At 60.3% G+C, this 21,436-nt stretch carries 23 protein-coding genes; 11 read left to right on the top strand and 12 right to left on the bottom strand.

Annotated elements, in window-relative coordinates; translation table 11 throughout:
- Positions 1 to 253: 253 nt before the first annotated feature.
- The 3 genes from mprF (at position 254) to LOY52_RS05990 (ending at position 5,031) form a co-directional block, all read left to right on the top strand.
- The gene (mprF, locus tag LOY52_RS06000) at positions 254 to 2,893 is read left to right on the top strand and encodes a bifunctional lysylphosphatidylglycerol flippase/synthetase MprF (RefSeq protein ID WP_258678675.1); all 2,640 of its coding nucleotides are present in this window, start codon (positions 254 to 256) and stop codon (positions 2,891 to 2,893) included.
- Entirely contained in the window at positions 2,893 to 4,185 is a 1,293-nt protein-coding gene (locus LOY52_RS05995) for a virulence factor family protein (protein WP_258678674.1), read from the top strand. The genes mprF and LOY52_RS05995 overlap by 1 nt, the downstream gene beginning before the upstream one ends.
- Positions 4,186 to 4,704: 519 nt before the next feature.
- The gene (locus LOY52_RS05990) at positions 4,705 to 5,031 is read left to right on the top strand and encodes a DUF3077 domain-containing protein (RefSeq protein WP_258678673.1); all 327 of its coding nucleotides are present in this window, start codon (positions 4,705 to 4,707) and stop codon (positions 5,029 to 5,031) included.
- A 160-nt stretch (positions 5,032 to 5,191) separates the two neighbouring features.
- On the opposite strand, the gene LOY52_RS05985 is transcribed toward LOY52_RS05990, so the two are convergent.
- Complete coding sequence (locus tag LOY52_RS05985) at positions 5,192 to 7,033, bottom strand: potassium transporter Kup (protein ID WP_408980434.1); 1,842 nt, start codon at positions 7,031 to 7,033, stop codon at positions 5,192 to 5,194.
- A gap of 349 nt (positions 7,034 to 7,382) precedes the next feature.
- On the opposite strand from LOY52_RS05985, the gene rimO reads away from it, so the two are divergent.
- The 5 genes from rimO (at position 7,383) to tsaA (ending at position 11,512) form a co-directional block, all read left to right on the top strand.
- The gene (gene rimO / locus LOY52_RS05980; RefSeq protein ID WP_024011887.1) at positions 7,383 to 8,720 is read left to right on the top strand and encodes a 30S ribosomal protein S12 methylthiotransferase RimO; all 1,338 of its coding nucleotides are present in this window, start codon (positions 7,383 to 7,385) and stop codon (positions 8,718 to 8,720) included.
- Between the two features lie 202 nt (positions 8,721 to 8,922).
- Entirely contained in the window at positions 8,923 to 9,396 is a 474-nt protein-coding gene (locus LOY52_RS05975) for a GNAT family N-acetyltransferase (RefSeq protein ID WP_258678672.1), read from the top strand.
- 157 nt (positions 9,397 to 9,553) lie between these two features.
- Complete coding sequence (locus tag LOY52_RS05970) at positions 9,554 to 10,264, top strand: rRNA pseudouridine synthase (protein ID WP_258678671.1); 711 nt, start codon at positions 9,554 to 9,556, stop codon at positions 10,262 to 10,264.
- A 72-nt stretch (positions 10,265 to 10,336) separates the two neighbouring features.
- Entirely contained in the window at positions 10,337 to 10,804 is a 468-nt protein-coding gene (locus LOY52_RS05965; RefSeq protein ID WP_258678670.1) for a DUF1456 family protein, read from the top strand.
- Between the two features lie 9 nt (positions 10,805 to 10,813).
- Positions 10,814 to 11,512: a tRNA (N6-threonylcarbamoyladenosine(37)-N6)-methyltransferase TrmO gene (gene tsaA / locus LOY52_RS05960; protein ID WP_258678669.1), complete on the top strand. Its 699-nt coding sequence runs from the start codon at positions 10,814 to 10,816 to the stop codon at positions 11,510 to 11,512.
- 181 nt (positions 11,513 to 11,693) lie between these two features.
- On the opposite strand, the gene fpr is transcribed toward tsaA, so the two are convergent.
- Positions 11,694 to 12,473, bottom strand: a complete 780-nt coding sequence (fpr, locus tag LOY52_RS05955; RefSeq protein WP_007908723.1) for a ferredoxin-NADP reductase — start codon at positions 12,471 to 12,473, stop codon at positions 11,694 to 11,696.
- 133 nt (positions 12,474 to 12,606) lie between these two features.
- On the opposite strand from fpr, the gene LOY52_RS05950 reads away from it, so the two are divergent.
- A complete protein-coding gene (locus tag LOY52_RS05950; RefSeq protein ID WP_025110814.1) occupies positions 12,607 to 13,533 on the top strand; it encodes a LysR family transcriptional regulator in 927 nt (308 codons plus the stop codon).
- On the opposite strand, the gene LOY52_RS05945 is transcribed toward LOY52_RS05950, so the two are convergent.
- From LOY52_RS05945 to LOY52_RS05935, 3 genes are all read right to left on the bottom strand, one after another.
- Positions 13,530 to 13,892, bottom strand: a complete 363-nt coding sequence (locus tag LOY52_RS05945; protein ID WP_003222276.1) for a diacylglycerol kinase — start codon at positions 13,890 to 13,892, stop codon at positions 13,530 to 13,532. The genes LOY52_RS05950 and LOY52_RS05945 overlap by 4 nt on opposite strands.
- A 74-nt stretch (positions 13,893 to 13,966) precedes the next feature.
- Complete coding sequence (gene erdR, locus LOY52_RS05940; protein ID WP_258678668.1) at positions 13,967 to 14,617, bottom strand: response regulator transcription factor ErdR; 651 nt, start codon at positions 14,615 to 14,617, stop codon at positions 13,967 to 13,969.
- 224 nt (positions 14,618 to 14,841) lie between these two features.
- Positions 14,842 to 15,588, bottom strand: a complete 747-nt coding sequence (locus tag LOY52_RS05935; protein ID WP_258678667.1) for a tRNA-uridine aminocarboxypropyltransferase — start codon at positions 15,586 to 15,588, stop codon at positions 14,842 to 14,844.
- Positions 15,589 to 15,777: 189 nt separating this feature from the next.
- On the opposite strand from LOY52_RS05935, the gene LOY52_RS05930 reads away from it, so the two are divergent.
- Entirely contained in the window at positions 15,778 to 16,203 is a 426-nt protein-coding gene (locus LOY52_RS05930; protein WP_047601217.1) for a PA3611 family quorum-sensing-regulated virulence factor, read from the top strand.
- Here LOY52_RS05930 and LOY52_RS05925 read toward each other — a convergent pair whose 3' ends face one another.
- Positions 16,204 to 16,398 carry a hypothetical protein gene (locus tag LOY52_RS05925; RefSeq protein WP_007964369.1) on the bottom strand — a complete coding sequence of 65 codons (195 nt, stop codon included), beginning with the start codon at positions 16,396 to 16,398 and terminating at the stop codon, positions 16,204 to 16,206.
- Between the two features lie 352 nt (positions 16,399 to 16,750).
- Here LOY52_RS05925 and LOY52_RS05920 point away from each other — a divergent pair, with 352 nt between their 5' ends.
- Positions 16,751 to 17,869: a TIGR00730 family Rossman fold protein gene (locus tag LOY52_RS05920; RefSeq protein WP_258678666.1), complete on the top strand. Its 1,119-nt coding sequence runs from the start codon at positions 16,751 to 16,753 to the stop codon at positions 17,867 to 17,869.
- 55 nt (positions 17,870 to 17,924) lie between these two features.
- On the opposite strand, the gene recX is transcribed toward LOY52_RS05920, so the two are convergent.
- The 6 genes from recX to LOY52_RS05890 form a co-directional block, all read right to left on the bottom strand.
- Entirely contained in the window at positions 17,925 to 18,395 is a 471-nt protein-coding gene (recX, locus tag LOY52_RS05915) for a recombination regulator RecX (protein WP_003222270.1), read from the bottom strand.
- An 8-nt stretch (positions 18,396 to 18,403) separates the two neighbouring features.
- On the bottom strand, positions 18,404 to 19,462 hold the full coding sequence (gene recA / locus LOY52_RS05910) for a recombinase RecA (RefSeq protein WP_003222269.1): 1,059 nt from the start codon (positions 19,460 to 19,462) through the stop codon (positions 18,404 to 18,406).
- Between the two features lie 83 nt (positions 19,463 to 19,545).
- Positions 19,546 to 20,046: a CinA family protein gene (locus LOY52_RS05905; RefSeq protein WP_258678665.1), complete on the bottom strand. Its 501-nt coding sequence runs from the start codon at positions 20,044 to 20,046 to the stop codon at positions 19,546 to 19,548.
- Positions 20,047 to 20,114: 68 nt separating this feature from the next.
- A complete protein-coding gene (locus tag LOY52_RS05900) occupies positions 20,115 to 20,633 on the bottom strand; it encodes a lysis protein (protein WP_258678664.1) in 519 nt (172 codons plus the stop codon).
- Positions 20,612 to 21,178, bottom strand: a complete 567-nt coding sequence (locus LOY52_RS05895; protein ID WP_097086509.1) for a glycoside hydrolase family 19 protein — start codon at positions 21,176 to 21,178, stop codon at positions 20,612 to 20,614. The genes LOY52_RS05900 and LOY52_RS05895 overlap by 22 nt, the downstream gene beginning before the upstream one ends.
- Positions 21,179 to 21,211: 33 nt before the next feature.
- A complete protein-coding gene (locus LOY52_RS05890) occupies positions 21,212 to 21,430 on the bottom strand; it encodes a hypothetical protein (protein ID WP_258678663.1) in 219 nt (72 codons plus the stop codon).
- Between the last annotated feature and the right edge of the window lie 6 nt (positions 21,431 to 21,436).

Below are 21,436 nucleotides of genomic sequence, written 5' to 3'. Positions count from 1 at the left end.
GTGGCCTTTTTTGTATCTGTGGAAAAAGTCCTTTCGCAACAATGATCTGTCACGCTGCAGTGAAACGCTCAGGATCATCAGACCCGCCCAGTTGCGACTATGCTTGAGTCGCAGGCAAGACGTCTGCAATCCATGACCCGCCCTCGCCGATCCCGGATGAGAGGCGTAGTATTTTGTGATTATTTTTTTCTACAGGGATTGGTAACTTGGCTGGATACCTCCATCCTGTCGCGCACAATCCAAGAGGTGATTGATGCGCGCCAACTCGTCTGATTCACAAGACACCGTCACAGCAGAACATCCGATCAAACCCGAGCGCCTGCGCTTGCTGGATCGGTTGAGCAAATATCGCCAGCCGATCGGTCTGGCGGTCACGTTGCTGCTGTTTGCCATTGCGCTGATTGCCTGTCGCCACCTGCTGAGCGAGCTCGATCTCTACGCATTGCACGACTCGATCCTGGCTGTGCCAAAACCGGCCCTGCTCGGCGCAGTGGCTGCGACGGTGGTCGGCTTCATCATATTGCTGGGCTACGAATGGTCGGCCAGCCGCTATGCCGGCGTGACACTGCCGCCGCGCACTCTGGCGCTGGGCGGCTTCACCGCTTTTGCGATTGGCAACGCCATCGGCCTGTCGCTGCTGTCCGGCGGCTCGGTGCGCTACCGTTTATATGCACGCCATGGGCTGGGCGCCTCCGAAGTCGCGCACATGACCCTGTTCGCCAGCCTGTCGCTGGGTTGCGCCCTGCCACCGCTGGCGGCTCTCGCGACCCTGAGCGACCTGCCCGCCGCCTCCGCCGCACTGGGCCTGTCGGAAGGCTTGCTCGGCACGATTGCCATGGTGGTGCTCGGTCTGGGCGCGATTCTGGCGATCGGCATCTATCGCCGCCGTCTGCCGGAGCAACCGTACCGCGACAACCTGCTGGTCAGGGCCGGTCGCCGGACGCTGCGCCTGCCCGGCCGACGCCTGACCTTCCTGCAACTGATCATCACCGCCCTCGACGTCGCCGCAGCGGCCACCGTGCTTTATCTGCTGCTGCCGGAAGCCCCGCCGTTCGGCGCCTTCCTGCTGGTGTACCTGCTGGCCCTGGCCGCCGGCGTCCTCAGCCATGTGCCGGGCGGGGTCGGGGTCTTCGAAGCGATCCTGCTGGCCGCTTTCGCTGACACCCTCGGAGCCGCGCCACTCGCCGCCGCCTTGCTGCTCTATCGTCTGATCTACGTCGTGCTGCCGCTGCTGGTGGCCTGCCTGTTTTTGCTGATCAACGAAGGCCAGCGCCTGTTCCAGACCCAGACCATGCGCGCCGCATCCGGTCTGGCCGCGCCGATTCTGGCGGTGCTGGTGTTCCTGTCCGGCGTGGTACTGCTGTTTTCCGGCGCAACCCCGGAGATCGACACGCGTCTGGAACACATCGGTTTTCTGATCCCGCATCGCCTGGTCGACGCCTCGCATTTCGGCGCCAGCCTGATCGGTGTGCTGTGTCTGATGCTGGCGCAGGGCCTGCGCCGTCGCCTGTCAGCCGCGTGGATGCTGACCACCATTCTGTTGCTGGTCGGCGCCCTGCTCTCGCTGCTCAAAGGCTTCGACTGGGAAGAAGCCACGTTGATGACACTCACCGCTGCGCTGCTGGGGGTGTTTCGCCGTTCGTTCTATCGCCCGAGCCGCCTGACCGAACTGCCGTTCTCGCCGCTGTATCTGGTGGCCAGCCTTTGCGTGTTGGGCGCCTCGACCTGGTTGCTGCTGTTCGCCTATCAGGACGTGCCTTACAGCCATCAACTGTGGTGGCAGTTCACCCTCGACGCAGATGCCCCGCGCGGCTTGCGTTCGTTGCTCGGCGCCGCCGTGTTGTTGCTGGTAATCGCGCTGACCTGGCTGCTGCGTACCGCGCGCCCGGTGATCCACCTGCCGACTCCGGACGAACTGGATCGCGCCGCAAAAATCCTGATGGCTTCGTCGCAACCCGATGGTGGCCTCGCGCTGACCGGTGACAAGGCGTTGCTGTTTCACCAGAACGACGAAGCCTTCCTGATGTACGCCCGCCGTGGCCGTAGCCTGGTGGCACTGTACGACCCGATCGGCCCCGGCCAGCAACGCGCCGAGATGATCTGGCAGTTCCGCGACCTGTGCGACATCCATCACGCCCGTCCAGTGTTCTATCAGGTACGTGCGGAAAACCTGCCGTACTACATGGACATCGGCCTGACCGCGATCAAGCTCGGCGAAGAAGCCCGGGTCGATCTGCAGCGCTTTGACCTGGAAGCCAAGGGCAAAGAGATGAAGGACCTGCGCTACACCTGGAACCGTGGTACCCGCGATGGTCTGTCGCTGGAAATCCATGAGCCGGGCCAGGCGCCGATGGACGAGTTGAAAGTGATTTCCGATGCGTGGCTGACCGGCAAGAACGTGCGCGAGAAAGGTTTCTCCCTCGGGCGATTCAGCGACGATTACCTGAAGCATTTCCACATTGCGGTGATTCGCTTCGAAGGTCGCCCGGTGGCGTTCGCCAACCTGCTCGAGACTTTCAGCCATGACCTGGCCAGTCTCGACCTGATGCGCTCGCACCCGGACGCCCCCAAGCTGACCATGGAATTCCTGATGGTCGGTTTGATTCAACACTATAAGAGTCACGGATACGCGCGCTTCAGCCTGGGCATGGTGCCGTTGTCGGGGTTGCAACCCCGACGTGGTGCACCGCTGACCCAGCGCCTGGGCTCGATGGTCTTCCGCCGTGGTGAGCAGCTGTACAACTTCCAAGGCTTGCGCCGCTTCAAAGACAAGTTCCAGCCTGACTGGGAACCCCGTTATATGGCAGTGCCCGCCGGACTCGATCCGCTGGTGGCGCTGGCCGATACTGCTGCCCTGATCGCGGGCGGCTTGACTGGATTGGTGAAACGCTGATGATTCAACGCTCCCTGAAGTACATCCTGGCCGCACTGATCGTGCTGGCCGTGATTGCCGGCGGCGGCTACTGGTACCTCAAACGCCCGGCACCGCAACCGACTCTGCAACCACTGACGGCCGCCGACGGCACGGTCATGACCCGCGTCATTCCCGGCACCCAGCCCAAGGCTCAGGTGCTGGTCGCGGTCAATGGCGACCAGAAGCTGACCGACAACCAACTGAGCACCCTGAGCCGCAGCGCCTCGGCGCAGATCGTTCAGGTGATTCTGCCCAAGGACTGCCTGCAACAGAGCCGCGCGCTGCAAACTGGCCTGCGCGAACTGAACGGCCCGGCCACGCTGGTCAGCGGTATCGGCCCTGGCGCGGTACTGGCTTGGCGCTGGTTGTCCGAGCAGAAGGACGACAAGGCCCAGGCGATCTCGGTCGACCTGGCGCTGGAAAAACCCGGCTGCACTCACCTGCTGCCGAAATCCGCGGCGCATGGCCACTGGCTGGTGGCATGGAACGACAACCCGGACGACACCAGCGCCGGTTTCGTGCGCGATCAACCGAACGCCGAAACCAGCATCAGCGACTACGACATCAATCTGCCACAAGTGCTGAACAACGAGCTGCGCAAGATCCTCGTCGGCGGCGACAAGGCCAACGGCGGTCTGGCGATCCCGGTGGTTGAAGTGCCGGCCGGTCAGGCCAAAGACACCGTGACCCTGTTCCTCTCCGGTGACGGCGGCTGGCGCGACCTCGACCGCGACGTGGCCGGCGAGATGGCCAAGATCGGCTACCCGGTGGTCGGCATCGACACCCTGCGCTACTACTGGCAGCACAAGAGCCCTGAGCAAAGCGCGCTGGATCTGACCGAACTGATGCAGCACTACCGGCAGAAATGGGGCACCAAGCGCTTCATCCTGACCGGTTACTCGTTCGGTGCCGACGTCCTGCCAGCGATCTACAACCGCCTGCCGGACACCGAGCAGCAACGCGTCGACGCCATCATCCTGCTGGCCTTCGCCCGCACCGGCAGCTTCGAAATCGAAGTCGAAGGCTGGCTCGGCAACGCCGGCAAAGAAGCCGCCACCGGCCCGGAAATGGCCAAGCTGCCTGCCGCCAAAGTAGTGTGCATCTACGGCGCCGAAGAAACCGACGAAAGCGGCTGCACCGACAAGACGGCAGTCGGCGAAGCGGTGAAACTGCCCGGCGGCCACCACTTCGACGAGAACTACCCGGCGCTGGCCAAGCGCCTGGTGGACTTGATCGAGAAGCGTCAGAGCAAGGATCAGCCGGCAGAGTGATCTGCACCGGCAAAACGAAAAGCCCCCGCAACCTCAAGGCTGCGGGGGCTTTTTACATTCCAGCCGCCACCAAAATCCCCTGTGGGAGCGAGCCTGCTCGCGAAAGCGGTGAGTCAGTTAACATATTCGTCGACTGACACTACGCCTTCGCGAGCAGGCTCGCTCCCACAGGGGATCATGCGCCAGAAGTTTAGTCTCGTTTACTTTCAGTCTCGCAATATCGGATGACGCCCACAGACCTTGTAGGCAAACTCCGAAACTCACATTGGGGCGGCCTGCTGCCCTGTTGCGCTGTTTTTTGACGGGATACTCTCCGGACGTCGTTGACCCATTCAGCGATCGGGTGTGGTAACCCGGAGAAACCAGCGCAAGAGCCCGCTCATCGAGTAATGGCGGCTGTGCGTGGGACGCTTTCGAGCGTGCCGGTTTCCTTGGTTCCCGGTTTACCACCCTGCGTACAGTTGCCTCCCTTTCGTGTGGTAACGAAAGTCGCGGCACTTCGAACCAAGGAGTAACACGATGACCGAAACTGATCTGCACGGACCCGCAAACGTTAAAACCATCGGCTGCCCCCCCTTCCTCTACCACTCGGATCAAGCGTTCTTCAACGTCCGCGCCGGCATCCCGATCATCGATGCCCTGTCCCAATCTTCCGACCTGCTGTCCCTCGCCAAATCCTTCGCCGAGGACGCTGCCTTCACCAGAGACACCGACCGCCATGCCTGGGCTGCGCATTACCTGACCGTGATGGGCAAAGCCTTGATTGATGACGTGATACAGACACTGATGCCGCGAACTGCGCGGACGAAGACCGAGTCTGAAGCAGAGATACCTGAATGCTCGTAGAGGTTTGAAGATCAAAAGATCGCAGCCTTCGGCAGCTCCTACAGGTTTCGCACTCCATGTAGGAGCTGCCGAAGGCTGCGATCTTTTGATCTGAAGTTGCCGCCCACAAAAAAGCCCCGCCAGCCACAAGGCTGACGGAGGCTTTCCAGTTAGGGCGCAGCTACATCTCCACCTGCGTCCCCAACTCAATCACCCGGTTCAGCGGCAGATTGAAGAACCGCAAGTTGCCGTTGGCATTCTTCAACATGAACGCAAACAGCGCCTCACGCCAACGGGCCATGCCTTCGAGTTTCGAGGCGATTACCGTTTCGCGGCTGAGGAAGTAGGTGGTGCGCATCGGACTGAAGTCCAGTTCATCCAGATGACACAGCTTCAGCGCCTGCGGCACGTCCGGCTCGTCGGTAAAGCCGAAGTGCAGGATCACCCGGAAGAAGCCTTCGCCGTGGGCCTCGACTTCGAAACGTCGCGATGGCGGTACGCGCGGGATGTCTTCGTAGACCACGGTCAGCAGCACCACTTGCTCGTGCAGCACCTGGTTGTGCAGCAGGTTGTGTAACAGCGCGTGCGGCACCGCGTCGGAGCGTGCGGTGAGGAACACTGCCGTGCCCTGCACGCGGTGCGGTGGTTGCACGCGGATGCTGCTGATGAAGATCGGCAGCGGCAACGCGCCTTCGTCGAGGCGTTCGACCAGCAGTTGCTTGCCGCGCTTCCAGGTGGTCATCAGCACGAACAGAGCGATACCGGCGATCACCGGAAATGCACCGCCCTGCACGATCTTCGGCACGTTGGCGGCGAAGTACAGACCGTCCACCAGCAGGAAACCGATCAGCACCGGCACCGCGAGGATCGGCGGCCATTTCCACAGCAGCAGCATGACGGCCGACACCAGAATGGTGGTCATCAGCATGGTGCCGGTCACTGCCACGCCGTAGGCCGAAGCCAGCGCGCCAGAGGATTCAAAGCCGAGTACGAGCAGCACTACGCCGACCATCAGCGACCAGTTCACTGCGCCAATGTAGATCTGGCCTTGTTCATCGCTGGAGGTGTGCTGAATGTACATGCGCGGGATGTAACCGAGCTGGATCGCCTGACGAGTCAGGGAGAACGCGCCGGAGATCACCGCTTGCGAGGCGATTACCGTGGCCAGGGTCGACAGCCCCACCAGCGGAATCAGCGCCCAGCTCGGTGCCAGCAGGTAGAACGGGTTACGCGCCGCTTCCGGGTTTTCCAGCAGCAGCGCGCCCTGACCGAAGTAGTTCAGCACCAGCGCCGGCAGCACCAGCAGGAACCAGGCACGGGCAATCGGCTTGCGACCGAAGTGGCCCATGTCGGCGTACAGCGCTTCAGCGCCGGTCAGCGCCAGCACTACCGCGCCGAGGATCGCCACGCCCATGCCAGTGTGAACCATGAAAAAGCGCACGGCCCAGACCGGGTTCATCGCATGCAGCACTTCCGGGTAATGGCTGATGCCGTAAACGCCGAGAGCGCCGAGCACCAGGAACCAGGTGACCATGATCGGCCCGAACAGAATGCCGATCCGCGCCGTACCGTGACTCTGGATCAGAAACAAGCCGACCAGCACCACCAGCGACAACGGCACCACCCAGTGGTCGATGCCGTCGAACGCCAGGCCCAAGCCTTCGATCGCCGACAACACGGAAATCGCCGGGGTGATCATGCTGTCGCCGTAAAACAGCGCCGCGCCGATCAGTCCGCAAACCACCAGCAACGAACGCAACCTCTTGCGCTTGCCCGCCGCACGGCGTGCCAGTGCGGTGAGCGCCATGATGCCGCCCTCGCCCTGGTTGTCGGCGCGCAGGACGAACATCATGTATTTGATCGAAACGACCCAGATCAGCGACCAGAAGATCAACGACAGAATGCCCAGCACACCATCGTGATTGACGGGCACGCCATACGCGCCGGAAAACACTTCTTTGAGGGTGTACAACGGGCTCGTGCCGATGTCGCCGTAAACCACTCCGACTGCCGCGACCAGCATGCTCAGCGGTTTTGCAGCCGAATGCTCGGCGCCCGCCGCCTGACTACTTGCCTGACCCATCCAACACTCCTGATTCTCGAACCGGCTTCTTTGAATGAAGCACTATGCTTTGTGGTGCAGCATGCGCTGTTTTACCTGTTGTTACAGACGTTTTGTTGACTGTAAAAAATTGGTAAAGCTCAACGGCGCGAAGCATAGCGCAGCACTCGTCGTATTTCCCTGCATAAAGCTGGTCAAGTGCGTTGCTCATCGCTAGAATTGCGCACTTTTTGATCAGAGGCGCACCCTAAGCGCCCATCCGTCGGTTTTCCCACACGGCAAGCGACGTCACAAAACACCGAGGTTAGACATGTCCACCACTCCTGCGCCGGCCAATCCAAAGGTTGGCTTTGTATCTCTGGGTTGCCCGAAAGCACTGGTCGACTCCGAGCGCATCCTGACCCAGCTGCGCATGGAAGGCTATGACGTGGTGTCCACCTATCAGGACGCCGACGTGGTGGTGGTCAACACCTGCGGTTTCATCGACTCGGCCAAAGCTGAGTCGCTGGAAGTGATCGGTGAAGCGATCAAGGAAAACGGCAAGGTCATCGTCACCGGTTGCATGGGCGTGGAAGAAGGCAATATCCGCGACGTACACCCGAGCGTGCTGGCCGTGACCGGTCCGCAGCAGTACGAGCAAGTGGTCAACGCCGTGCACGAAGTGGTGCCGCCGCGTCAGGATCACAACCCGCTGATCGACCTGGTACCGCCGCAAGGCATCAAGCTGACCCCGCGTCACTACGCGTACCTGAAGATTTCCGAAGGCTGCAACCACAGCTGCAGCTTCTGCATCATCCCGTCGATGCGCGGCAAACTGGTCAGCCGTCCGGTGGGCGATGTGCTCGACGAAGCCCAGCGTCTGGTCAAGTCCGGCGTCAAAGAGCTGCTGGTGATTTCGCAAGACACCAGCGCCTACGGCGTCGACGTGAAATACCGCACCGGTTTCTGGAACGGCGCGCCGGTGAAAACCCGCATGACCGAACTCTGCGAAGCGCTGAGCACGTTGGGCGTGTGGGTGCGTCTGCACTACGTTTACCCATACCCGCACGTTGACGAGCTGATCCCGCTGATGGCCGCCGGCAAGATCCTGCCGTACCTGGACATCCCGTTCCAGCACGCCAGCCCGAAGGTCCTGAAGTCGATGAAACGCCCGGCGTTCGAAGACAAGACCCTGGCGCGGATCAAGAACTGGCGCGAGATCTGCCCGGATCTGATCATCCGTTCGACCTTCATCGTCGGCTTCCCGGGCGAAACCGAAGAAGACTTCCAGTACCTGCTGAACTGGCTGACCGAAGCCCAGCTCGACCGCGTCGGCTGCTTCCAGTACTCGCCGGTCGATGGTGCGCCCGCCAATGATCTGGATCTGGAAGTAGTGCCGGACGACGTCAAGCAGGATCGTTGGGAGCGCTTCATGGCGCACCAACAGGCGATCAGCTCGGCACGCCTGCAAATGCGCATCGGCCGCGAGATCGAAGTGCTGGTGGACGAAGTCGACGAGCAAGGCGCGGTTGGCCGCTGCTTCTTCGATGCCCCGGAAATCGACGGCAACGTGTTCATCGACAACGGCAGCAACCTCAAGCCGGGCGACAAGGTCTGGTGCAAGGTGACTGACGCCGACGAATACGACCTGTGGGCTGAGCAGATCTAAACACCGCGCACCTGTAGGAGCTGCCGCAGGCTGCGATCTTTTGCTCTTGGAAAGCTCGCAGCCTCGTTTCACTCGACAGCTCCTGCAGGGATTGCGCTGATATCAAAAGCCCCGCTCTTTTTTACGAGATGCGGGGCTTTTTTACGGCTATCGTTTGCTGTGGGAAGGAATCCCGCTTATCCACTGGAAAGAGGCGACGGGCATGCGTCAGCATTCGGTCATTCACACGCCGAAACTCAGCGATTATCAGGAACTGACCCGGGTCTGGGAGGCCTCGGTTCGCGCGACTCATGATTTCCTGCCGGACAGCTACATCGAGTTGCTGCGCAATCTGGTACTCACCCGCTATCTGGACGCGGTGATGCTGATCTGCACCAGGGATCGTCAGCAGCGCATCACCGGATTCGCCGGGGTAGCGGCAGGCAAGATCGAAATGCTGTTCATCGATCCCGCTCATCGTGGCCAGGGCCTGGGCAAGCAATTGCTGAACTACGCCATGCAGCACCTGAATGCCGATGAACTCGACGTCAACGAACAGAACCCGCAGGCACTGGGTTTTTACTTCAAGCAGGGTTTTGAAGTGATCGGCCGCTCGGAGGTGGATGGCATGGGCCAGCCGTATCCGCTGCTGCATATGCGCTTGCGGCAGAATCAGCAGCGCTCCAGCCATGCCTGATACACCACAATCCTACTGTAGGAGCTGCCGAAGGCTGCGATCTTTTGCTTTTTGAAGATCAAAAGATCGCAGCCTTCGGCAGCTCCTACAAATGGAACCGGGCTTAACCGGCGCCAGGCAGGTACAATGCCCACCCCTTTTTTGTTACGGCCCTGTCATGACTGACCCGATTCGCCTCTCCAAACGCCTCATCGAACTGGTCGGTTGCTCCCGCCGGGAGGCCGAGCTGTTCATCGAGGGCGGCTGGGTCACCGTGGACGGCGAAGTGATCGACGAACCGCAATTCAAGGTCGGCGACCAGAAGGTCGAGCTCGACAAGGACGCCCAGGCCACCGCACCGGAGCCGGTGACCATCCTGCTCAACGTGCCGGCCGGCATTGATATCGACACCGCCATGCAATCGCTCAGCGCCGACACCCTCAGCGACGAGCACCGCTATGGCAAACGTCCGTTGCGCGGGCACTTCCTGCGCCTGACGGCCAGCGCCGATCTGCAGCCCAAGGCCAGCGGTCTGCTGGTGTTCACGCAGGACTGGAAAGTGCTGCGCAAACTGACCGCCGACGCGGCCAAGATCGAGCAGGAATACGTGGTCGAGGTCGAAGGCGACATGGTTGCCCACGGCCTCAATCGCCTGCAGCACGGTCTCACCCACAAGGGCAAGGAGCTGCCGCCGGTCAAGGCCAGCTGGCAGAACGAAAACCGCCTGCGTTTCGCCATGAAGAACCCGCAGCCGGGGATCATCGCCCAGTTCTGCGAAGCGGTTGGCCTGAAGGTCGTCGGCATCCGCCGCATCCGCATCGGCGGTGTATCGATCGGCAAGGTACCGGTGGGCCAATGGCGCTACCTGTCCGGCAAAGAGAAGTTCTAAAGCCTCCACTGCCGCCACACATTCCGGCAGCGCGCCTGCGTGCTGCCCACAACGATTATCAGGATTACCCACATGATTCATAACGACGTATTGCGCAGCGTGCGCTACATGCTCGACATCAGCGACAAGAAAGTCATCGAGATCATCAAGCTCGGCGGCATGGACGTGGAGCTGAAAGACGTCGTCGCGTACCTCGACAAGAAAGAAGAAGACGAAGAAGGCTTCGTGCGCTGCCCGGACGAAGTCATGGCGCACTTCCTCGACGGTCTGGTGGTGTTCAAGCGCGGCAAGGACGAGAGCCGTCCGCCGCAACCGATCGAAGTGCCGGTGACCAACAACATCATCCTGAAAAAGCTGCGCGTGGCCTTTGAACTCAAAGAAGACGACATGCACGCGATCCTCAAGGCTGCCGAGTTCCCGGTGTCCAAGCCTGAGCTGAGCGCACTGTTCCGCAAGGTCGGCCACACCAACTACCGTCCGTGCGGCGACCAGTTGCTGCGCAACTTCCTCAAAGGCCTGACCCTGCGCGTTCGCGGCTGATCACCGAGCATGACTTACAGCGTCTCCCCTATCGGCTTCGTGCGCTCCTGCTTCAAGGAGAAGTTCGCCATCCCGCGCCAGCCGCAACTGGCCCCCGCCGCCCGTGGCGTGCTGGAACTGGTGGCGCCGTTCGATCAGGGGGATGCCGTGCAAGGCCTGGAGCAAGTCAGCCATGTCTGGCTGTTGTTCCTGTTTCATCAGGCGCTGGAAGAAAAACCACGGCTGAAGGTGCGCCCGCCACGTTTGGGCGGCAACAAGTCCATGGGCGTGTTCGCTACCCGTGCGACGCACCGGCCCAATGGCATCGGGCAGTCGGTGGTGAAACTGGACAAGGTCGAAGCCGATCGGCTGTTCATTTCCGGGATCGACCTGCTCGACGGCACACCGATTCTCGACATCAAACCCTATGTGCCTTACGCCGATATCATCCCCGAAGCCTCCAACAGCATCGCCAGTGCCGCGCCACCGTTGATTGACGTGCAGTGGACGGAGGCCGCGCTGCAACAGGCGCACGGGCATGCTCAACGCCTTGGCGAGCCTTTGGTCGAGTTGATCGAGCAGTGTCTGGCGCAGGATCCGCGTCCGGCGTATCAGACGCCAGTACCGGAGCGCGAGTACGGTGCGCAATTCTGGGATCTGGACGTGCGCTGGCATTACCCGACGCCGGAGCAGATTTGCGTGCTGGAAGTGATCCCCGCCAACACCTGAAACCTCGCTCAATGTAGGAGCTGCCGCAGGCTGCGATCTTTTGATCTTAAAAAGAAAGATCAAAAGATCGCAGCCTGCGGCAGCTCCTACATGGATTGTGGCAGGCAGGAAGGAAGAAAATATTTCGGGCATAAAAAAGCCCCCATTGCCTTCGCGGGCAATGGGGGCTTTTTCGGGGTGCTTACTTCTCGACGAACGCACGCTCGATCAGGTAGTCACCCGGCTCGCGCATCCGCGCCGAGATCTTCAGGCCGAAGCTGTCGAGCACTTCGCTGGTCTCGTCGAGCATGCTCGGGCTGCCGCAGATCATCGCGCGGTCATCCTGCGGGTTGATCGGTGGCAGGCCGATGTCGCTGAACAGCTTGCCGCTGCGCATCAGGTCGGTCAGACGGCCCTGGTTCTCGAACGGCTCGCGGGTCACGGTCGGGTAGTAGATCAGCTTGTCACGCAGCGCTTCACCGAAGAACTCGTTCTGCGGCAGGTGCTCGGTGATGAATTCGCGGTAGGCGACTTCGTTGACGTAACGCACGCCGTGCACCAGGATCACTTTTTCGAAGCGCTCGTAGGTTTCCGGGTCCTGGATCACGCTCATGAATGGCGCCAGACCGGTGCCGGTGCTCAGCAGGTAAAGATGCTTGCCCGGGTTCAGGTCATCCAGTACCAGGGTGCCGGTAGGCTTTTTCGAGATGATGATCTCGTCGCCTTCCTTCAGGTGCTGCAGCTGCGAGGTCAGCGGACCGTCCTGCACCTTGATGCTGAAGAACTCCAGATGCTCTTCCCAGTTCGGGCTGGCGATCGAGTAAGCGCGCATAAGCGGGCGGCCGTTGGGCTGTTGCAGGCCGATCATCACGAACTGACCGTTCTCGAAGCGCAGGCCCGGATCACGGGTGCACTTGAAGCTGAACAGAGTGTCATTCCAGTGATGAACACTGAGGACACGCTCGTGGTTCATGTTGCTCATGTACGTGGGACTCCTGGATATTGGGTCTGCGCTCGCCTTTGCGGCCGACAGTGCGCAATTGCAACGCATTCTAATAGCGACGACAATATCTGTTAACTGGATTATTAAGATAAGGGTTATCGGTTATATCGATATGCGATTTACTCTTCGTCAACTGCAAGTCTTCGTCGCCGTCGCCCAGCAGGAAAGCGTATCCCGTGCTGCGGGTCTGCTCAACCTCTCGCAATCGGCGGCGAGCACCTCGATCACCGAACTGGAGCGTCAGTCCAGCTGCCAGCTGTTCGACCGTGCCGGCAAACGCCTGAGCCTCAACGCACTCGGCAAACAGCTGTTGCCGCAAGCGGTGGCCCTGCTCGACCAGTCCAAGGAAATCGAAGACCTGCTCAACGGCAAATCCGGTTTCGGTTCACTGTCGGTGGGTGCCACCCTGACCATCGGCAATTACCTGGCCACCCTGCTGATCGGCGGCTTCATGCAGCGCCATCCGGAAAGCCAAGTAAAACTACACGTACAGAACACTGCCAATATCGTGCACCAGGTCGCTCATTACGAAATTGATCTGGGTCTAATCGAAGGCGACTGCAGCCATCCGGACATCGAAGTGCAGAGCTGGGTCGAAGATGAACTGGTGGTGTTTTGCGCGCCACAACATCCGCTGGCCAAACGCGGCAGCGCGACCATGGAAGAGCTGACGCACGAGGCGTGGATCCTGCGTGAACAGGGTTCCGGCACGCGGCTGACCTTCGATCAGGCCATGCGTCACCATCGCAGTGCGCTGAATATCCGTCTGGAGCTGGAACACACCGAAGCGATCAAACGTGCGGTGGAATCGGGATTGGGAATTGGCTGTATTTCGCGGCTGGCGCTGCGTGATGCGTTTCGGCGCGGCAGCCTGGTGGCGGTGGAAACCCCGGATCTGGATCTGTCCCGGCAGTTCTACTTCATCTGGCACAAGCAGAAATACCAGACCTCGGCCATGCGCGAGTTTCTCGATCTGTGCCGCGCTTTCACCGCCGGGGTGCAGCGCAGCGACGAGATCGTCTTGCCGAGTATCGCTTAAAGCAGAATCACCGCCCACACCAGGGCAATCATGCTCAGGGCCACGAATTGCGCGGCGCTGCCCATGTCCTTGGCGTTCTTCGACAGCGGGTGCAGTTCCAGGGAAATGCGGTCAATGGCCGCTTCCACCGCCGAATTCAGCAACTCGACGATCAGTGCCAGCAGGCAAACGGCGATCAGCAGCGCCTGTTCGACGCGACTGACATTCAGGAAGAACGTCAGCGGAATCAGCACTACATTGAGCAGCACCAGTTGGCGGAATGCGGCTTCGCCGGTGAAGGCTGCGCGCAGGCCGTCCAGCGAGTAACCGGAAGCGTTGAGGATGCGTTTCAGGCCGGTCTGGCCCTTGAAAGGTGACATAACGTAAAAACCAACCAGAAAGGAGTGGGAAAGCTAGAGCAACAAAAGTCAAAAAAGCGTGAAGACGCCAGCCTTTATTGGCTCGGAATTGACTCAAGTTGTTGCAGAAGTAATGCCGCCTGCGTCCGGGTGCGGACGTTCAACTTACGAAAGATCGCAGTGACGTGGGCCTTGATGGTCGCTTCGGACACGTTCAGCTCGTAGGCAATCTGCTTGTTCAGCAAGCCTTCACAGACCATGGTCAGTACGCGGAACTGTTGCGGGGTGAGGCTGGCCAGGCCGTCGCTGGCGGCTTTGGCTTCGGCGGAGACGCTGACCGCCTCGAACGCCTGCGCTGGCCAGAATACATCGCCATCGAGCACTTTGCGTACCGCTTCCTGAATCACGCTCAGGTCGCTGGACTTGGGAATGAAGCCACTGGCGCCAAACTCGCGGGACTTGACCATGACCGATGCTTCTTCCTGCGCCGAAACCATCACCACCGGAATCTGCGGATATTGACCGCGCAGCATGACCAGACCGGAAAAGCCGAAAGCCCCGGGCATGTTCAGATCCAGCAGGACCAGATCCCAGTCAGCCTTCTCGGTCAGGCGCGCTTCCAGCTCGGCGATGCTCGCCACCTCCACCAGGCGCACGTCCGGCCCGAGGCCCAGGGTCACCGCCTGGTGCAGTGCGCTACGAAACAGAGGATGATCATCGGCAATCAGGATGTCGTATGTGGCCATTTTTCAAATGATCCTGTTTTTGATGGCAGACGCGGCGCATTCCGGCCTGGCCAAAGCAACTCAAGATGCCGCTTTTGAAGCGATATCCACAGGGGCACGTTCAACGCCAATCAACAGCAAACACGGCGTTTCAAATCCTGGCCGCCCCCCAATCGGCGCCAAGCATGCCCAGCGAAGCCGGGGTGGTCAAGCAGCACGGCCGCCGCTGGGTGAAGTATGGGCCACTATGGCGCCAACACGGCTTGCGGCTTTCGTATATAAGGCAACAACTCGGCATGGGCCGGGGTCGACTCGTTGAGGTCCAGCTGCTGTTTGGCACCCAGGTAATGCTGGCTGAATACATCGAAATAGGCGTCCAGTGCCGACGCGGCATCGCTGTCCCCCGCCAACTCCAGGCACAACGCCGCGACCTCGGCGGTGCACAGGTGCTCGCTGCGGGTAGAGCGGCGCAGGCGATAACGCGAGAGTTTGTCGGGCAGCAGGCTGAGGATCGGCAAGCGGTCGAAATACGGACTCTTGCGGAAGATCTTGCGCGCCTCGGTCCAGGTCGCGTCCAGAAGAATGAACAGCGGACGTTTGCTGCTATCGTGTACGACGGTATTGGTCACCCGCGACGGTTCGACGTATTCGCCGGGAAACACCAGATACGGCTGCCATTGCGGGTCGTTGAGCAACGCCAACATCTGTTCGTCCGGCTCGGTACGCGACCAGATGAATGCGTGGTTGTCGCGCACCACATCGGCGATCAGCCAGCCGGTGTTGCTCGGCTTGAACACTTCCTTGCCGGTCATGATCAGGCATATGCCGGAACGGGTTTCGACGGTCGGTCGCCAGGCGCACAGGCAATGGCTGATGATCACCCGACAGTCGCGGCAACGCTCGGAGCGAAAACCACGGGCCTGAATCGGCTTGATGCCTTCATCTTCGCGCTGGTCGCGCAGGCGGGCGACGGCGTTGGGGGCGTGATTCATTGCGGGTAGCGCCCGCAGGCAGGAAAACTCGACACGAACAACACTCGGCAAGGCAATAAAGGTCGCCAGTTTATCAGAGCGATGGGCACAAGCCTGTACCGTCCAGACCGGCTCCCCTATAATTCGCCGCCACTGAACGCACAGCCACGGGGCTGGTCGAACCACCAGTCACTGAATCAGGAGAGTTTCATGCTGCGCCTTATCGTTCCTACCGCGGCCATCGCATTGGCGTTGTCCTTCAGCGCACAGGCTGCGTCTCTGAAAGAGCAGAATCTGAACCGCGAACTGCGCAACATCGCTGAACAAAGCAGCGTCGGCACGCCGCGGGCGATCAACGAAGACATTCTCGATCAGGGCTACACCGTTGAAGGCGTTACCCTGATCAACCACCTGAGCGTGCAGGCCAGCCACGCCGAGAAGATGCGTGCTGATCCAAAAGCCGTGTATTTCCAGTTGGGTGCTTCGGTGTGCAATAACCCGTCGTACCGCAAGCTGATGGCCAAGGGCGCGATCATGCGTTACGACTTCAGTGAATATAAAACCAACAAGGCCATCGGTTCGGCCAGCTACCAGGACTCCGACTGCCCGAAAGCTGCCCCGGCGAAGAAGAAGTAATCATCCGGTGTTGGCGCGCCGTTGTTCATCCTCGGCGCGCAATTCGGCCACCAGGGCCTGCAAGTAGCGCGAACGTCGTTCACCACCTGCCAACCGACGGCAACACTCCTCTTCGAGACTCACTTGATTGGTCTCGGCTGATGCTTTCAGCATCCGATACAACTGCGTATCGATTTCCAGAACCACTCTGGCCATCTATCCCGCCTCCATGCCACCGCGAATCCTTGAAAAGCGTGCACCTTGCGTACAGACGTTGTCGCAAAACTGTCGTACGGTACCTGTAAGTCAGTAAATCAGAGCGATTGCTCTACGGTGGACGTTCGGACGAGTGGTGAATTCATTGCGGCAAAAAACAATGAGCGGTTGCCTGGAGCGAGTCTGCATGGCAATGATGAAGTCAGCGCAATTGCGTGCAAGGGTCTAGATTCAAAGTATTCCCGATCATCTGTTCACGGCAGCAAAGGAACTGCCGATCGTGTGTGTTTTTTGCAGCGCGGCACTGACGCCGCACGTCAGAGCCACAGCTCTGTGCAGAAGGAGACGTTGAATGCCTTACCAACCGAATGACCTGCTCAGCCGGCATTTTCAGGAACAACTCCCCGACCTCATCAGCAAGGTCGAAGAACAACTCACTCAGGTTTCTCCCGACAGTCCGAACCTGCCGATTTATCGCGACATGATCCTGACCGTGCTGCGCATGGCCCAAGAAGATCACAATCGCTGGAACGCCAAGATCACCCTGCAAGCCCTGCGCGAACTGGAGCAGGCGTTCCGGGTGCTGGAACAATTCAAGGGACGGCGCAAAGTCACGGTATTCGGCTCGGCGCGCACGCCGGTCGAGCACCCCCTGTATGCAATGGCCCGTGAACTCGGCGCGGCCCTGACCCGATCAGAGATGATGGTCATCACCGGTGCGGGTGGCGGGATCATGGCCGCCGCGCACGAAGGTGCCGGGCGTGACCACAGCCTCGGGTTCAACATCACACTGCCCTTCGAACAACATGCCAACCCGACCGTGAATGGCACTGGCAACCTGCTGCCATTCCATTTCTTCTTCACCCGCAAACTGTTCTTCGTCAAGGAAGCCGATGCGCTGGTGCTGTGCCCTGGCGGGTTCGGCACCCTGGACGAAGCACTGGAAGTGCTGACACTGATCCAGACCGGTAAAAGTCCGTTGGTGCCCGTGGTGTTGCTGGACGTGCCGGGGGGTACGTTCTGGCAAGGCGCCCTGGATTTCATTCGCCAGCAGCTCGAAGAAAACCACTACATCCTGCCCACCGACCTGAAGCTGATGCGCCTGGTCTACAGCGTCGAAGAGGCGGTGCAGCAGATCAACCAGTTCTACAGCAACTTCCACTCCAGCCGCTGGCTCAAGCGTCAGTTCGTGATTCGTATGCATCACAAGCTCAGCGAGCAGGCTCTGGAACATATGCAAGAGGCTTTCGCCGATCTGTGCCTGAGCGACCAGTTCCATCAACACGCCTACAGCGGCGAGGAACATGACGAAGCGCAGTACAGCCATCTGGTGCGGCTGGCCTTCGCGTTCAACGCCCGAAATCATGGCCGTCTCAGGGAGCTGGTGGATTACATCAACCTCCCGGAAAACTGGGCTCACAGCAAACCGCAGACCGCCCAACGTGCACGTGAGCCATCAAAGGTAATTTGAAGGCAAAAAAAAACGGCCCGCTATTTTCATAGCGGGCCGTTTTTGTTCAACCGTCTTAATCGTCCATCCCTCTGCCGCTGAACAAGCGGTTGATCATCTCCATCGAAAACCCCCGATAGGCGAGGAAACGGCCTTGCTTGGCGCGTTCCTTGGCATCAATCGGCAAGTGTCCGGAGAACTTGCGCTGCCACGTCTCGCGAAGCTGCTCCTGCCAGTCGATACCGCTTTCACGCAGAGCGAGCTCGATATCGGCACGTTGCAAACCCCGCTGGCCCAGCTCTTCACGAATGCGTAAAGGACCGTAGCCGGAACGGGCACGGTAGGAAACAAAACTTTCAAGGTAACGGGCTTCGGACAGCAGCCCCTCTTCCGTCAACCGGTCGAGGGCTGTTTCGATCATTTCCGCCTCAGCGCCGCGCTGACGCAGTTTCCGCGTCAGTTCGACTCGACCGTGCTCGCGTCGAGCGAGCAGGTCCATGGCGGTTCGCCGCACCGCGACGAGGGTATCGAGTACGGCGGTGGTCATCGCGGTTATCAGATATCAGCGTCAGCCAGGTCGTCTTCGGTCTCTTTGACCGCAGAGGCCTTGGAGTCCGCGATCACTGCTGGCGACAGCAGTTTGTCACGCAGCTGCTTCTCAAGCTTGGCAGCGACTTCCGGGTTGTCTGCCAGGAACTTGGCCGAGTTGGCCTTGCCCTGACCGATCTTGGTGCCTTCATAGGCATACCAAGCGCCGGATTTCTCGACGAAACCATGCAGCACGCCCAGGTCGATCATCTCGCCATTGAGGTAGATGCCCTTGCCGTAAAGAATCTGGAACTCGGCCTGACGGAACGGCGAAGCCACCTTGTTCTTCACAACCTTGACGCGGGTTTCGCTGCCGACCACTTCGTCGCCTTCCTTCACCGCGCCGGTACGGCGGATGTCGAGGCGAACCGAGGCGTAGAACTTCAGCGCGTTACCACCGGTGGTGGTTTCCGGGCTGCCGAACATCACGCCGATCTTCATGCGAATCTGGTTGATGAAGATCACCAGGCAGTTGGCGTTCTTGATGTTACCGGTGATTTTACGCAGCGCCTGGGACATCAGACGGGCTTGCAGGCCCACGTGCATGTCACCCATTTCGCCTTCGATTTCAGCCTTCGGTACCAGTGCCGCCACGGAGTCGACGATGATCACGTCTACTGCGTTGGAGCGCACCAGCATGTCGGTGATTTCCAGCGCCTGTTCGCCGGTGTCCGGCTGGGAAACCAGCAGGTCATCGACGTTGACGCCCAGCTTGCCGGCGTATTCAGGATCGAGGGCGTGTTCGGCATCGACGAAGGCACAGGTCGCGCCGGCTTTTTGCGCCTGGGCGATCACGGACAGCGTCAGTGTGGTTTTACCGGAAGATTCAGGACCGTAGATTTCAACGATACGGCCTTTTGGCAGACCACCAATGCCGAGTGCGATGTCCAGACCCAGAGAGCCGGTGGAGATAGCCGGGATCGCCTGACGGTCCTGATCGCCCATACGCATCACGGCACCCTTGCCGAATTGACGTTCGATCTGACCCAGGGCCGCAGCCAAGGCTTTCTTCTTGTTGTCGTCCATTAAAGTCCTCACGTAATCAATAAGGCCTGACGGCCAACACCTGTATAAGTAGCCAGTATTATTCCACAGCGTTCGCGGATCGCCTACCCCTGATTTTCGATTTCTCGTGCCGCTAGTCGCAACAGCCCCTCTAGCGCGGCCTTCACCGTTTGTCGGCGCACTTCATCACGGTTGCCCGAGAAGTGCTGAACTTCACTGGAAACCACATCGCCCACGCCCCAGGCCAGCCATACGGTGCCCACCGGTTTGTTCGGTGTACCGCCGTCGGGCCCGGCCACGCCGCTGACTGCCACGGCAAACCGCGCCAGGCTGTGCTTCTGTGCGCCACGTACCATCGACTCGACGACTTCGCGACTGACCGCGCCCACCGTGCCGAACAATTCGGCGGGGACATTCAGTTGCCGGGTCTTCTGCCGGTTGGAGTAGGTCACGTAACCGGCCTCGAACCACGCCGAGCTCCCGGGAATGCGCGTGATCGCTTCCGCAATCCCGCCACCGGTACACGACTCGGCCGTGGTGACGTGGGCGTTGAGCAACTGCAAACGTCGGCCGAGCTCGGCAGCCAGTTGAGTGATCTCTTTCACGGTGCGCTCCGGATCGGATGGAATGACTACCACCGTACACGACCCGGTTGCGCTTTCAATACACAGACTCATTCAAAATGTTCGGGCGCCAGCGCTCTGACATAGGCCTGACAGGCCTGCAAGGCAATCAGTCCGCGATCGCCGGTGTCGGTGATGGCGATAATTCGTTGAGCATGCGCCGGGTCAAGTCGGGCGCGTACGGCTGCATGATCCACGCCGCCGGGGCCGGCGGTGGCTGGCACCCCGCAGCCTTGGGCAGCGTCGCCGGCGTCGATGAGGACTGACAGGCGCAGATCAGCAGTGGCAAGACGATCGCGCAGGCGATCCTGATCACGTTGGGCATCACTGAGTGCTCGATAGTGGGTTTGTTCACTGGCCGCGAGCCGTTGCTCCAGCGCCAGACGCTTGTCCTGCTCGGCCTGCTGCGCGGTGGCGGCGGCCGAGTTCAGTTGATTGAGGGTGTCGGCGTGCTGCCGCGCCTGCTCGGCCAGTAGTCGTCCGTAGCGCCAGTCCTGAAACTGCCAGGCCAGCGCAGCGCCCCCCAAGGTCAGTAACAAAAAGCCGGTTAAACGCCAGGAGACGGACATAGCACCGCCCTCGCCCGCGCCCAGATGTCGAGACGATCCTGCAGGCCATTCAACCCGCCGTTGATTCGGCGAGTGATGCTGTTGAACTGATCGCGGTCGGCCAGATCGTTCAGGCCGTTCTGCTCCCAGAACCATGCCGCCGATTCCGCTGCCCATTGCGGTTGCTCAAGCAATTCCGGCAAGGACAGCAAGCGCTCGTCGCCGAACAGGCCGAGGCTGCACTGCCGATAGTTGCTGCGCCCGGTGATCTGGATCAGCCCGCGACCGCGGTATTTCTGCCCATCGCCGTCGGCCTCGGGCGTGTTGCCCAGACGTAACGCCAGCGTGCCAGTGTCGTATTTGCTCAGGTACTGGTTGTTGCCGAGCTCGCGCACGTATTGCAACTGGCCCGACTCGTGACCGATCTGCGCAAGAAACGCAGCGATGCGTTTTGGCGAGTCGATATGGCGACGAGTCATTGCGTTATTCAGTGCTGAAACAAAAACGCCCGCTTGGGAGCGGGCGTTGGGCATGATGGTTTTAAGGTTGTCTTCAGTTATTTGCATGATGCGTAATCCTCCCTGGATGCTCCGATTGAATCATGGTTGGCGGACAACGGCCCCCAGCCATTTTTTTGCCAGAGTTGTCAGGGTGTTGTTCGGTACAGATTCTTCGAGAGCTTCATTCAGGGCCATAACCTGACCGCCCGATGACAACCACTCCTGATACTCAAGCCAATCGCGATTGGCAGAATCCTGCGGGACGAATGCCGAATCGCTCAGACGAAGAACGCCGTTGGTGGTCAATTGATAACTCATGGCTTC

Source organism: Pseudomonas sp. B21-051 (assembly GCF_024748795.1).
Taxonomy (GTDB): Bacteria; Pseudomonadota; Gammaproteobacteria; order Pseudomonadales; family Pseudomonadaceae; genus Aquipseudomonas; species Aquipseudomonas putida_A.
This window is presented reverse-complemented; position numbering and strand designations above follow the sequence as displayed.